The organism is Kitasatospora sp. MBT63, from assembly GCF_000710465.2.
Classification (GTDB): Bacteria; Actinomycetota; Actinomycetes; order Streptomycetales; family Streptomycetaceae; genus Kitasatospora.
On the sequence record NZ_JAIZ01000156.1, the window covers coordinates 4379 to 17708 of the forward strand.

8 protein-coding genes are annotated in these 13330 nt (G+C 73.5%); 4 read left to right on the forward strand and 4 right to left on the reverse strand.

From position 1 onward, the window contains the following. From AA75_RS10550 to AA75_RS10565, 4 genes are all read right to left on the reverse strand, one after another. Positions 1-4129: NEW3 domain-containing protein (locus AA75_RS10550; RefSeq protein WP_033819623.1), on the reverse strand; the 4129-nt coding region annotated here is incomplete at its 3' end. A 107-nt stretch (positions 4130-4236) separates the two neighbouring features. Continuing rightward, on the reverse strand, positions 4237-6669 hold the full coding sequence (locus tag AA75_RS10555) for a discoidin domain-containing protein (RefSeq protein ID WP_033819624.1): 2433 nt from the start codon (positions 6667-6669) through the stop codon (positions 4237-4239). 114 nt (positions 6670-6783) lie between these two features. After that, positions 6784-8037 carry a hypothetical protein gene (locus AA75_RS10560; RefSeq protein ID WP_033819625.1) on the reverse strand — a complete coding sequence of 418 codons (1254 nt, stop codon included), beginning with the start codon at positions 8035-8037 and terminating at the stop codon, positions 6784-6786. Positions 8038-8151: 114 nt separating this feature from the next. Continuing rightward, entirely contained in the window at positions 8152-9192 is a 1041-nt protein-coding gene (locus AA75_RS10565) for a LacI family DNA-binding transcriptional regulator (protein ID WP_033819626.1), read from the reverse strand. A 345-nt stretch (positions 9193-9537) separates the two neighbouring features. On the opposite strand from AA75_RS10565, the gene AA75_RS10570 reads away from it, so the two are divergent. The 4 genes from AA75_RS10570 to AA75_RS10585 all read left to right on the forward strand — a co-directional run bounded on the left by AA75_RS10570 (position 9538) and on the right by AA75_RS10585 (position 13314). Further along, on the forward strand, positions 9538-10818 hold the full coding sequence (locus tag AA75_RS10570; RefSeq protein ID WP_033819627.1) for an ABC transporter substrate-binding protein: 1281 nt from the start codon (positions 9538-9540) through the stop codon (positions 10816-10818). Between the two features lie 94 nt (positions 10819-10912). After that, a complete protein-coding gene (locus AA75_RS10575) occupies positions 10913-11812 on the forward strand; it encodes a carbohydrate ABC transporter permease (protein WP_051812096.1) in 900 nt (299 codons plus the stop codon). Then, positions 11809-12669 carry a carbohydrate ABC transporter permease gene (locus tag AA75_RS10580; RefSeq protein WP_051812097.1) on the forward strand — a complete coding sequence of 287 codons (861 nt, stop codon included), beginning with the start codon at positions 11809-11811 and terminating at the stop codon, positions 12667-12669. Before AA75_RS10575 ends, AA75_RS10580 begins: the two co-directional genes overlap by 4 nt. Positions 12670-12717: 48 nt before the next feature. After that, positions 12718-13314 (forward strand): hypothetical protein, encoded by a 597-nt coding sequence (locus AA75_RS10585; protein ID WP_149038058.1) that lies wholly within the window; start codon positions 12718-12720, stop codon positions 13312-13314. The last annotated feature ends 16 nt before the right edge of the window (positions 13315-13330 follow it).

Below are 13330 nucleotides of genomic sequence, written 5' to 3' on the forward strand. Positions count from 1 at the left end.
CGAGCGCCCAGTACGCACCCGGCTCGGCGTCCGGCGGCGCCGCCAGCTCGAAGGTGACGGTCTGCTCGGCGCCCGCCGCCACCGCGAACCCGCGCACCGGTTCGCCCACCGTGTCCCAGACCCCCCAGGGCGAGACCACCTGCAGCTCGCCGTGGATCTCACCGCGGGTCCGGTTGGCCAGTACCAGGGCCAGCTGCGCCCGCCCGCCCGGCCGTACCCGCAGCGACTGCTCCGCCACCGTCACCGTGAGCCCGGTGTCCCGTCCGGTGGCGGCCTTGGTGCCCTGCGCGGCGGTCCAGTCCTCCGGGACCTCACCGGCCACCGGGAGCAGCGCCGGCAGCTCGCCCAGGGCGATGGTGGCGACGTCCTCGATCCGCTGCCCGGCGTGCTCGATCCGGACGGCGGCGAAGTACAGGCCGGGCTCGGCCCCCGGCGGCGGGGTCAGTTCCACCGGGAAGCGCAACTGTCCGGCGGCCGGCAGCCGGTACGGCCGGCGGCCCGTACTCACCCGCCAGCCGTCCGGGGCGATCACCTCCGCGGTGCCCTCGACCTCGGCGTCCACCAGGTGCGAGGCGAGCACGGCGGACAGCTCGACCGGTTCGCCCGTGGTGCGCAGCAGGCCGGGGGACAGGCCCACCGAGACCGGCAGGTAGCCCATCGGCGCGGGGCCGCGGTTGTGCAGCCAGTACCGGGCGTGCACCGGCTGGGCGGCCTCGGCCGTCGGGCCGAGCGGCGGCCCGTCGCTGCGCGCGCCGACCGGCCGTGCGGTGACGGTGAGCACCTCGCTGCCGGCCAGCGCGATCTCCTGGCCGAGCGCGGCGGTGGCGCGCTCCAGCAGGTCCGCCCGGTGCGGGCGGGTGAGCCGGAGCGAGCCGCCGAGGCGGGCGGTGCGGCCGAGGCCGGTGGACTCGACCAGCCGCAGGGTCACCCCGGAGGCGGCCGGGTCGCCGACGGCCGCCGAGCCGTGCGCGATCGGGTTGCCGGTCGGCTTGAGGGTGCCGAGCAGGACCTCGCGGGCCGGGTCGACCCGCAGCCAGCTGTGGGTGGCCGGCAGTGGCCCGGCCTGGGCCGGTGCGAGCCGGGGGAGCAGCGGGTGGTTGAACTCCTGCCCCTGGGCGGGCAGCGCCAGGGCCCGCCAGTCACCGTCCCCGGACACCAGCGAGTACGAGAACTCGTGCGTCCAGTGCTGGAGTTGGAAGGAGGCGCCGTCCGGCAGGGTGCGCTGCGGCGGGTCGATCCACACGCCCGACGGCCAGCCGGTGCAGGAGCGCATCAGGGACAGGTGCAGGGCGCCGGTCGGGTCGACCGCGAACCCGGGCAGCCCGTAGGTCAGCAGGGCGACGGTGTGGTCGGTGAGCCGCTCGGAGGCGGGCAGCGCGCCGGGGCAGACGGCGTGCACCACGGCGTCGGCGAGGTCCTCGGCGAGCGCCGCCGGGTCGGTGACCACCAGTGCGGGCAGTGCGCGCAGGTCCCGCAGGTCGGCGCCCGGCTGCCAGACCTCGTGCAGCGCCTTCTCGGCGGGTACCCAGACCCGGCCGTGCGCGGCCAGCGCCGTGGCGTACTCGGCGCCGGCCCGTTCCAGCACCTGCCGGGCCGCGTCGTTGGTGTCCGGGTCGCCCAGCACGATCCGGAAGTCAGGCAGGTTGGAGTCGACGTCGAGCCAGCCGTAGCGGGCCCGTTCGGCACTGCCGGTGGTGGCGGTCACGCCGACCCGGGCGAGCGCCACCACCAGGTCGCGGGCGTCGGCGGCCGAGGCCAGGTCGGCGGCCACCACCTCGGCGACGCCGAGCGCCCGGTCGCCGAGCGGCTCGCCGGCCGGGCCGGTCAGCGTGACCCGGGCGGTGGAGCCGAGACCGAACCAGGTGTTGGCCGGGTTGTCCAGCGTCCAGGGCGCCTCGGCGGCGTCCACGTCGGGCAGCGCGAAGCCGCGGCCGACCACCGCGTCCGCGACCTCGCTGACCGGCAGGGCGCCGGGCAGGTCGACCGGGAAGCGCAGCCGCAGCAGCCGGTCGGCGCCGGCGTAGTCGACCACCGTGGTCCGGCAGTCGACCCGGTCGACGCCGTGCCAGAGCGTGACCGTCTGCCGGTACCCGATGCCGTCGACCGTCCCGGCCACCACCAGCCGCTCGCCGAGCGGGCCGCGCTCGCGGCGGACGGTGGCGGGCGCCTCGCCGGCGCCGGTCACCGGGCCCTTGGGGACCAGGTGCCAGGGGCCCTCGCCGAAGTCCGGGTGCTGCGGGTACTCCTCGTACACCCGCAGCTCGTTGCCGACCTGGCCCGCGCGGATCAGCTCGCGGCCGGACGCCTTGTCCAGGACGGAGACCAGCGCACCGCCGCGGTCCGGGTCGGCGGCCACCCGGTAGCGGGCGTTCTCGGCCGCCGTCCCTGTGGCGGGCGACCACAGCGGCGCCGCCGGGCCGCCGGCCAGCCGCCAGCTGCGCCAGCCGAGCGCGGGGACGTCCGCGGCGAGGAACCACAGCGTGCCGCGGTCGACGGCGCTCGGCACCTCGGCGCCGGTGTCGTCCAGCACCCGGCCGCCCTCGGTGCCGGACGGCAGCCGGACGGCGGCGAGCGCGGTCCGGTCGAAGGACAGCGTGTTGGTGACCACGACCGCGCTGCCCTCGCCGCTGGTGTCGATCCGCGCCACCAGCGCGTCCAGGGCGGTGTCGCGGACCTCGGCGGCCAGGTCGTGCGCCTCCCGCCAGCCGCCCAGCAGGTCGATGTACACCTGGTCCGACTCGGAGCCGGTGATCGCGTCGTGGTGCGCGCCGTACGCGAGGTGCCGCCAGACCTTGTCGAGCGCCGCGTCCGGGTAGCGCCCGAGGCCCTGGACGGCGGCCAGGGTGGCGAGCTTCTCCGCGTCCACCGCCGCCACCTCGGCGGCCCGCTGGGCCTGCTTGGTGTCGATGTACGAGACGTCCTTGCCGGTGTAGACCGGGTTCATGTCGCGGGTCTGCGGGCTGGGCCGCCGCCCGGTGGCGGCGAGTTCGGCCCGGACGGCGGCGAGGAACTCGCGCGGGGTGCCGCAGACGAACCGCGGCCACAGGTACTTCTCGGCCCAGGAACGGTGGACGGCGGTGACCCACTTGTTCGGCGGGGTGTAGTCGGTGCCGACCGGCAGCAGCAGGTTCTTGGTCGCACCGACCGGCTTGATCTTGCGGTAGAGCTCGTACACGGCCTGCTCGGCGGTGGCCAGGTCGGGCGAGGAGTCCATCCACCAGCCGGCCGAGTAGTGGTGCGCCATGAAGTGGGTCAGCACCCCGCGGCCCGAGGGCGAGAGCCACTCGAACTCGCTCGGGAACTGCATCACCGTGGCGTCGTCCTTGGCCTCCCGGAAGTTCTTCTGGATCGGCCCCCACTGGTGGAACGGGCCGCGCGCCCAGGCGCTGCCGGTCAGCCCCGCGTCGGCCAGGTAGCCCGGGAACTGCGGGTCGTGGCCGAACACGTCCAGCTGCCAGGCGGTCTGCGGGTCGCCGCCGAGGATGTCACGCTGGTAGCCGATGCCGTACACCAGGTTGCGGATGGTGCTCTCGGCGCCGGTCAGGTTGGTGTTGGGCTCGTTGTAGGTGCCGCCGACCAGCTCGACCTGACCGCTCGCCAGCAGCCGCCGCAGGTCCGCCCGGCGCTCCGGGTGCTGGTCGAAGTACGGCTTCAGGTAGTCGATCTCGGCCAGCACGAACTTGTAGACCGGGTCGCGCAGCGCCAGGTCGAGGTGGGTGTCCACCAGGGCGAAACCGTTGCGCTCCCACAGCGGGCGGGTGGTGGCGTCCCCGGACAGCAGCTCCCACGGGGAGGTGTACGCCGCCTGGGTGTTCCACCAGACCGGGTCGTAGTGGAAGTGCGAGACCAGGTACATCGTCCAGCCGGGCTCGGCGGGTTCGAGCAGCGCCTCGGCCCGGGCCGGCCCGGCGGTGACGGTGATCGGGCGCCCGGTGCCGGGCACCGGGTCGGCCACGGTCAGCGGCACCTCGACCACCCCCGTGCCGGTCGCCTCGCCCTCCACCCCCGGCCCGCTGACGGTGATCCGGGTGGGTGGGCCGTCGAGGGTCACCCGCAGCAGCTGGCGCGGTGCCTCCTCGGGCCCGGTGAACAGGTCGGTGCTCTCGACAGCGGTGATGGTGACCGGCACGGGCTGGCTTCCTCTCGGTCGGGCGGTCGGGCGGTCGGGCGGTCGGGCGGTCGGGCGGTCGGTGCGGTGGGTGCGGTCGGGCGGTACGGCGATGCTGCGGTGCGGCGTTACGAGCCCCAGGCCTCGAACTCGTAGATCCGGGCGGCCGGATCGCCGGTCTGGGTGGGTTTGGTGATCACCAGCCGGACGTACCGGGCGGTGACCGCGGCCGGGCTGGTGGTGGTGGCCGCGGTGTTCCCGGTGACGGTGGCGGCGGTGGTCCACGGGTCCGCGGTGGAGGAGCGGACCTGGACGGTGTAGTCGCGGGTGTTCCAGGTGGCGCTCTCACCGCCGGCCGCCGCGTGCTTCACGGTGAACCGGGACAGCTGGTGCGCCGAACCGAGGTCCACCTCCAGCCACTTGGCGGTGGTGAGGGTGCACCACTTGTCGGAATTGCCGCCACCCACGCTGCCGTTGACGGCTTTGGCCGGGCCCTCCGCACTGTTGCACTGCCCGGAGGCGGTCGCCGGGCGGCCCAGCGCGAGATTGCTCTCGGCAGGCGGGGTGGTGCCCCAGCTGACGGTGGTCGTGGCGGCGGGCGAGCGGCCGAACTCCGCCGACACCGCCTCGACCTCCACGGTGGTGGAACTCTCGCCACCCGCCCGGTCCAACTGCGGCACGTAGTACGAGTCGTTGGGCGTGGCACCGAGGAAGGTCCGGCTCCCGTCGGCGTTGCGGCGGTACACCTCGTAGTGGTGCACGGCGCCGGAGGCCGGGGCCGTCCAGGCCAGCCGCAGCGACTTGCGGGTCGCCGTCACATCGGTGCTGCCCAGCACGGTCGGTGCGCCCGGCGCCGCCGTCGCGTCCACCGAACCGTCGTACACCGCGAGCTGGCCCACCCGCAGATCGTACGAGGGCGCCGAACCGGCAGCCTGGAAGCCGATCTGCGCGATCGTGCGGCCCGCGAAGGCCGACAGGTCGAGTGTCCTGCGCTCCCAGCCGGCGGAGGTGGTGGAGCCCAGGTCGAGGGTGGTGAAGGCGGTCGGCGCGTCGGTGAACGAGACCGCGGCCCTGAGCCCGCTCGGCCCGGCCGACGGGGTCTTCAGCACCACGGAGAGCTTGGTGTCGGCGGCCACCGGCAGCCTGGTCTGGTACAGCCGGACGGTGTTGGTGCCGTCCAGCTTCCCGCTCAGCCGCAGCGAGGAGCCGCCCTCGTACGCGTCGCCGAAGTCGATCGACGGGGTGAGCTTCGTCCCGGTGGAGGTGACCTGCCAGCGGTAGGTCGGCGGCACGTCCTGGAGCGAGAGGTTGTTCCAGCCGCCGGTGGCGACCCGGACACCGGCCGAGTTGTAGAAGTCGCCCTGCCCGGTGTCGAAGGAGGTGACGAACGGCTTGGCGGTGATCGGCGAGGACTCGGCCACGTACGAGGCCAGGCCCTTCCAGGAACTCGAGGTGGTGGTGTCGGACGGGTCGGCGTTGGCACCCACCCAGTAGCGGGAGTCCTTGGCGTAGAAGTCGGCCCGGTCGGTGGCGGACTTCCAGGTCCACTCCGGCCGGTACAGCCCGAGCGAGGCGCTGTGCGGCCGGCCCGCCGGGAACAGCGCGTTCCAGTCGACACCGGTGTTGTAGCCGTTGGCCTCGGTGTCGATGCCCGCGTACAGGTCGTACTCGCTGCGCCCGAGCGAACGGGCCAGCGTCCGTGAGGAGTCCAGCGTGCCGGAGCCCCAGCCGAAGTTGAGGAACATGGAATCCGAAACCCGGCCCGAGGAGTCCTGGAGGAACGCGTCGTTGGCGGAGTCCAGCTGGTTCTGCCAGTCGACCGCGCCGGACTCGGTCATCGCGTCGTACCACATGAAGTCGGTCGGGCCCTGCGCCCTGGCGTACTTCATCTCGTTGCGCAGCTCGGTGGCCAGCGCGGCGTCACCTCCGCCGGTCTCCTGGTTGACGAACCAGCCGTCGAAGCCGTAGTACTGCGCCGCCTGCACCAGCTTGTCCGCGACCGGGTAGCGCGTCCCGGACCTCTGCACGAAGTCGCGCACCCACTGGAGCTGTCCGCCGTACGCCGCGGGCGGGAAGAACACGGTCCCGTACACCTTGACGCCGTTGCGGTGCGCCGCGTCGATCACGGTCGGGTTGGGGGCCAGGATCAGCCCCTCACCCGCGGAGCCGCCCCAGAACACCAGCTTGTCGACGTACTGCCAGTAGCCGAAGGCGTAGTAGCCGGGGTCCTGGGAGCCCTGCGAGGGGTTGTTCGAGGTCGGGCCGAAGGAGACCAGCGAGGCGATCTTCCCCTCGCCGCCGCGGGCGCCCGCGTTGGCCTTCAGCGCGGGGTCCGAGGTGCGTGGCTGCAGCGGCACCCGGGAGCGGTTGAACCGGGCGTCGGGGTCGGTGGCCGGGTCCCAGTTCAGGATGGTGTTCGGGTACCAGTACGAGGCGTACGGCTGGTTGCCGGCGGCAGCCGGGGCGGGCCGCCCGCCGGGTGCGGCCGTCGCGGGGACGGCACCGAGGGCGGTGGTGGCCGCCAACGCGGCACCTAACAGCAGGGTGAGTGGTCGTCGCATCCGGGTCTCCAGTCCAGCGTTCCGTGGGGGTGTCGGCCGGTCTTGCAGATCGTGCGGATGGTGCGGATGGTGCTGCGTGCGGGTGGTGCTGCCGGCGGTGCCGGGTGGTGCGGCTCAGGTGGTGGCGGCCAGCACGGTGCCGATGCCGCGGGCGGCCAGGTAGGCCGGGTCGGCGGCCCGGTGCGCAGGGACGATCGCGGTCGGGCCGGCCTGCCGCAGCCGGACCCACTCGGTGTGGAAGGCGCTGCCGGGGGCGACCTCGGCCCGGCGCTCCGGCTGCGTGGTCAGGTCGGCCTCCAGCACCACGGCCGGACGCCCGTGCGCGAGCGTCCGGCCGGTCCGCAGTTCGGCCACCGAGCGGGCCAGCTGCTCGGCGAGCGGCTTGCGGCGGTGGTCGACGGTGAACAGCCCGAGGTCGTACTCGCGGTCCGGGAAGTCGGCCAGCCGGCGGTCGATGTCGTGCGAGCACCACCAGGTGATGCCCCAGAGCGCCGGGTTGGGCGCCACCTGGTCGATCATCAGCCGGGCGAACGCGGCGGCATCGCCGGCCGGGATGTCCGGCTGGGGTGCGCCGACCTCCTGCAGCCACACCGGGCGCAGCGGGTCCGCGGAGCCGGCCGCGGCGAGCTCGACCAGGTAGTCGGCGTGCGAGGTGGTCGCCGGGCCGAGCGGGCGCTCGGCCGGGCCGTCCACGGCGGAGACGCCGTTGAACACCCAGGAGTGCACGGTGGTCAGGTCGCCCAGCCGCACGGCGTCGGCCGGGTGGAAGGGGTGGTCCGGCTCGTACCAGGCCGCGTCGTACAGCGAGTAGAGGCTGAGCAGGTCAGGGGCGGCCGTGCGGGCGGCGGCGAGCAGGTCGGCGGCCCACTCGGAGGAGGCCCCGGCGCCGGTCGGGTTGGCCGGCCAGAGGTTGTTCACCTCGTTGCCGAGGGTGACCGCGAAGACGTTGCCGCGGGTGGCGACGGCCCGGCAGACCTGGTCGACGTACGCGGACAGGCCGGCCCTGACCAACTCGTCGGTGAAGATGCTGCGCTGGTGCCAGGTGAGCACCCAGGACGGCAGGAAGTCGAAGCTGGACAGGTGCCCCTGCAACAGGTCGACCGCCACGTCCAGCTCGAACTCTGCTGCCACGTCGACGAGTTCGAGCAGGTCGTCGATGCCCTGGCGGCGGATCAGCGAGCGGTTCGGCTGGATCCAGGGCCAGATCGGGAAGACCCGTACGTGGTCGAGGCCGAGGCCGGCGAGATCCTCGAAGTCGCGTCTGGCGGTGTCCGCGGAGAAGTCCAGCCAGCTGTAGAGCCAGCCCGAGGAGGGTACGTAGTTGGCGCCGAACCGGAGTGCGGCTGGCCCTGGGTGCTGCGTCGTCACGCGCGTCCTCCTGCGGCCGGTCGGGGCCCAGCGGCCCCGGCGGTGCGTACGGGGGCGCGACGGCGGGTACGGGCCGGCCGGGCCGGCCTCGGTGCCGTGCGCTTCGCTCGGAGCCTAAACCGATTTAGTGTGCCTGCCAAGACCGGGTGGCGCGGTGCTCTCACGGACGGTCAGGCGCGGGGTGGCGGTCCGGATGTCGCGGGCCGAGGACGGGTCCGCGACGGCGGCCAGCAGCGCCCCGGCGACCTGCTCCCCGAGCGCGAAGGTGTCCCGGGAGAGCGCGGTGAGCGCCGGGTGGACGATCCGGGCCAGCACCGAGTCGTCGAACGAGACGACGGACAGCTCGCCCGGCACCGACACGCCCATCTCGGCGGCCACCCCGAGCCCCGCCACCGCCATCACGTCGCTGTCGTAGACGATCGCGGTCGGGCGGGCGGCGCGGGCCAGCAGGGTGCGGGTGGCGGCCGCGCCCTCCGCGTCGCTGAAGTCGGTCGGCACCGACACCGCCTCCTCCAGCCCGAGCCGGCGCGAGGCGTCCCGCAGCGCCCGGATCCGGCGCTGGGTGTGCTGGAACGCGGGCAGCCCCGCCAGGTGGGCGATCCGGCGGTGGCCGAGCGCGGCCAGGTAGTCGACGATCGACAGCATCGCCTCCCGGTCGTCGGCCCAGACGCTGGGCAGCTGGCCGTGGTGCCCGGGGCCGCCCAGCACCACCGTCGGCAGGCCGAGCTCCTCCAGCACCCCGATCCGCGGGTCGCGCTGCTGCAGGTCGACCAGGATGAAGCCGTCCACCCGGTGCTCGGAGGCCCAGCGCCGGTAGACCTCGGTCTCGGCGGCGGTGTCCTCGACCACCATCAGCTGGAGGGCGACGGCGTGCGCCGAGAGCCCCGCCTGCAGCCCGGACAGCAGCTGGGCGAAGAACGGCTCCACCCCGATGGTCCTGGCCGGCCTGGCCAGCACCAGCCCGACCGCCCCGGCCCGGGCCCCGCCGAGCGCCCGGGCCGCGCTGTGCGGACGCCAGTTCATCTCCTGCGCGACCCGCAGGATCCGCTGCCGGGTGGACTCGCTGACGCCCGGCCGGCCGTTCAGCGCGAACGAGACGGCGCCCTTGGACACGCCCGCCCGCTGGGCGATGTCGGCGATGGTCGGTCTGGACACGGACGCGGCTCCTCCGCCCGTGCACCCGGGCGCTGGTCACTGCGGGAGGCCGGCCCGGCGGGGCGCCGGGCACGGCGGGCCGGGACGGCGCGGCGTGGCCGGGAACGCCCGCGCGGTGTCCGGAAGGCGCCGGTGCCGACGTCTTGACACCGGAGTGTAGCCCGGAGGATAGTCCCGAGTCGCTAGACCGGTTTAGTGAACTTTTCGGACCGGCCCGGATCCCGGGATCCCCCCGGCGGCCGTCCCGGTCGGTCCACCCGACCCCCGTACCTCCTCGCTCCGTTGAAGCCCCTCCGCAACCAGACGGCGCAGACGCGTCCTGTCGCAGCAGACCGGGAGAGACACATGCGAAGGCACTGGACACGGCTGACCGTGGCACTGGCCGCGGCCGTCACGCTGGCGGGCTGCGGCCTCGGCGGCGACAAGGCGTCCGAGGACGCCGGCGGAGCCGTCACCGGAGAAGTCAAGGGCAAGGTCTCGCTCCAGACCTGGGCCCTCAAACCGAAGTTCACCGACTACGTGCAGAGCGTCATCGACGCCTTCGAGAAGAAGTACCCCGGCACCCAGGTCGACTGGCTCGACCAGCCCGGCGACGGCTACGCCGACAAGGTGCTCAGCCAGGCCGCCGCCGGCACCCTGCCGGACGTGGTCAACCTGCCGCCCGACTTCGCCCTCCCGCTGGTCGGACAGAACCTGCTGCTCGACGTCGGCCAGGCCGACCCGAAGCTCGCCGAGGACTACGTGGCCGGCGGCATCGACGCCTACCGCTACGCCGGGCACCCCGGCGCGTACGGCTACCCCTGGTACCTCAACACCGACGTCAACTACTGGAACGCCGACCTGCTCACCCGGTACGGCCTCGACCCGAAGAAACCGCCCACCAGCCTCGACGAGCTGATCGCCCAGGCGCAGACGGTCAAGGACAGGTCCGGCGGCCGGGTCTACCTGATGAGCCGCAAACCGGGCCTCGGCGACCTGGCGAACGCCGGCGTGAAGATCATGGCCGAGGACGGCAAGAGCTTCACCTTCAACACCCCGCAGGCCGCCGCCCTGCTGGACCGGTACCGGGACGCCTTCGCGCGCGGCCTGCTGCCGCAGGACGTCCTCACCGACAAGTACGCGGGCAACGCCAAGCTGTTCACCGCCGGCACCGCCGCCTGGACCACCGGCGGCGCCAACTTCATCAGCGGCCTGGCCACCGACAACCCGTCGCTGGCGCCCCAGGTCGTCCCGTCCCCGGCCATCGGCACCCCGCCGCTGTACGTCCAGGGCCTGTCCGTGGCCAAGGGCAGCAAGAACAAACCCGCCGCCGTGGCCCTGGCCCGCTGGGTGACCAACGCCGAGAACCAGGCCGCCTTCGCCCACCTGACCAGTATCTTCCCCTCCACCAAGGCCTCCGCCCAGGACCCGTTCTTCGCCAGGAGCGACGGCACCAACGCGAGCGACGCCAAGGTGATCGCCTTCGGCTCGCTCGCCAAGGCCGCCATGCTCCAACCCGTCCAGGTGGACGGCGCGATGAGCGACATCGTCAACCAGCAGATCGCCCTCGCCATCAGCGGCGGCGCCACCTCGCAGCAGGCCCTGGACACCGCGGTCGCCCGCTGCAACCAGCTCCTCGCGCAGTAACCGCCCCCGGGCGCCGCCGTGCGCCCGCACCGGCGGCCCCCGCGGCGGCCGCCGTTCGCGCACGGCGGCCCCGCCCCACCGGGAAGGCAACCCGATGAACCGACGGCCGACCCGCCGGCTGACCCACGGCCGCCGGCTCACCCCCTGGCTGCTGACCGGCCCGGCCCTGCTGTGGCTGGCGGTGTTCAACCTGTGGCCCTCGATCAACACCGTCATCCTCTCCTTCACCAACGCCCGGCCGCTCGGCGGCGGCCGCTTCGTCGGCCTGGACAACTTCCACCGGGCCCTGAGCGACGAACAGTTGGCCGACGCGCTGGTCAACAGCCTGGTCTACCTCCTGATCTGCCTGCCACTGCTGACCCTGCTCCCGCTGCTGCTCGCGGTGCTGGTCGAACGCAAGCTCCCCGGGATCACCGTCTTCCGCACCGCCTTCTACACCCCGGTGATCGCCTCCGCCGTGGTGGTCGCCCTGATCTGGGGCTGGGTGCTGGACGACCGCGGCCTGCTCAACGGCCTCGCCCAGGAACTCGGCGCGGTCGACCGGCCGGTGCCCTTCCTCACCGACCGCTGGCTGCTCCTGCTCAGCGCCATCGGCCTGACGGTCTGGAAGGGCCTCGGCTACTACATGGTCATCTACCTCTCCGCACTCGGGAACATCGGCCGCGAACTCCACGAGGCCGCCGCCGTCGACGGCGCCTCGGCCGTCCGCCGGTTCTGGCACATCACCCTGCCCGGGGTCCGGAACACCATGCTGCTGGTCTCGGTCCTGATCTCGGTCTCCGCCCTGCGGGTCTTCTCCGAGCTGTACGTGCTCTCCGACGGCACCGGCGGCCCGGGCGGCCGCGACATGTCGGTGGTGATGCTGATCCAGATGTACAGCCGCGGCTTCACCGGGCACCTCGGCTACGCCTCCGCGCTCAGCCTGCTGCTGTTCGCCGTCACCCTCGGCCCGATGCTCCTGCTGCTGCGCCTCGACCGGAAGGACTCCCGATGACCGGCCCGGGCCGCCCCGCCAGGGGGTTCAACTCCACCTCGCCGACCGAGAAGGCCGTCCGCTACCTGCTGCTCGCACTGGTCCTGCTGCTCACCGTCGGGCCGTTCCTGTGGGAGCTGTCCACCTCCCTCAAGGGCGCCGACGAGGACATCTGGACCCGCAGCCCCGGCTTCCTCCCGCACCACCCCACGCTCGCCAACTACGCCACGGTCGCCGACACCGTGCCGGTCTGGACCTACGTCCTCAACTCGCTGGTGGTGGCGGCCGTCACGGTGGCCGGCAACGCGGTCGGCGCGACGCTGGCCGGGTTCGCGCTGGCCCGGCTGCGGTTCCGCGGCTCGCGGGCGGTGCTCGGACTCTTCCTGGCGACTTTGGTCCTGCCCGGCGAGGTCACCATCGTCTCCCAGTACGTCACCGTCCGCAGCCTCGGCCTGGCCGACACCCTGGTGGGGGTCGCACTGCCGGGCGCCATCGGGATGCTCAACGTCCTGCTGATGCGCACCGCCTTCCGGGCCGTCCCGGCGGAACTGGACGCGGCCGCCCTGGTGGACGGCGCCAACGCCTGGCAGCGGCTGGTCCACGTCGGCCTGCCCAACGTGCGCGGGATGCTCAGCGTGGTGGTCATCTTCGCGTTCATCGGCGCCTGGGACGACTTCCTGTGGCCGCTGATCGTCCTCACCGACCCCGACCACTACACCCTCACCGTCGGACTCCAGTACCTGAACGGCACCTTCAGCGCCAACCCCCGGCTGATCGCGGCCGGCACGATGATCGCCTTCCTCCCGATCGTGGTGGTCTTCGCGCTGCTGCAGCGCTTCTTCTTCCGGGGCGTCGAGGAGGGCGCGGTGAAGGGCTGAGGCGGCGCCGCGTAGCATGGCCCGCTCTGACGATCACCGGGGGAGTGGATGACAGCACGACGTCGCAGGCAGATCGCATGGTCACTGAGGGGGCTGGCGCTGGCCGCGCTCGTGGTCCACGCGCTGGGCCGTCAGGCCTCCCACTCGGGCGGGCTGGTGGAGGTCGCGCGCTGGGCCGACCACCCCGTACCGCTGATCGGTGCCGCGGTCGTGCTGACCGTGGTCTCCGCCGTGGTCGAGCTGGAATTCCGCACCAGGTGGTCGCAGATCGGCGGCGCGGCCGTCCTGGTCGCGCTGATGTTCGTCGGGTTCCCGATCGCGCTCCTGTCGTACGCGACCGGCGGCGACGGGCGGGCGGTCGACCGGAAGGCCGACCCGCACCGTCCGGACCGCGTGCTGACCGTGACCGACACCGCCTTCTCGGTCGACCCGGTCTACCACGTGGAGCTGCTGACCGGCACCGGCTGGTCCGCCCGCCACTGGGACCTGGGCGTGTGGGACGAGCGGGACGGGCGCGGCTCCTTCAAGCGCGCCGAATGGTCCGGGCCGGACCGGATCACCGTGACCTCGGCGACGGAGACCACGGTCTTCACCGTCGACCCGGCCACCGGCCGCCCGGGCGACCCGACGACGGCGCGCCGCTAGCCGGCCGTGGGGCCGG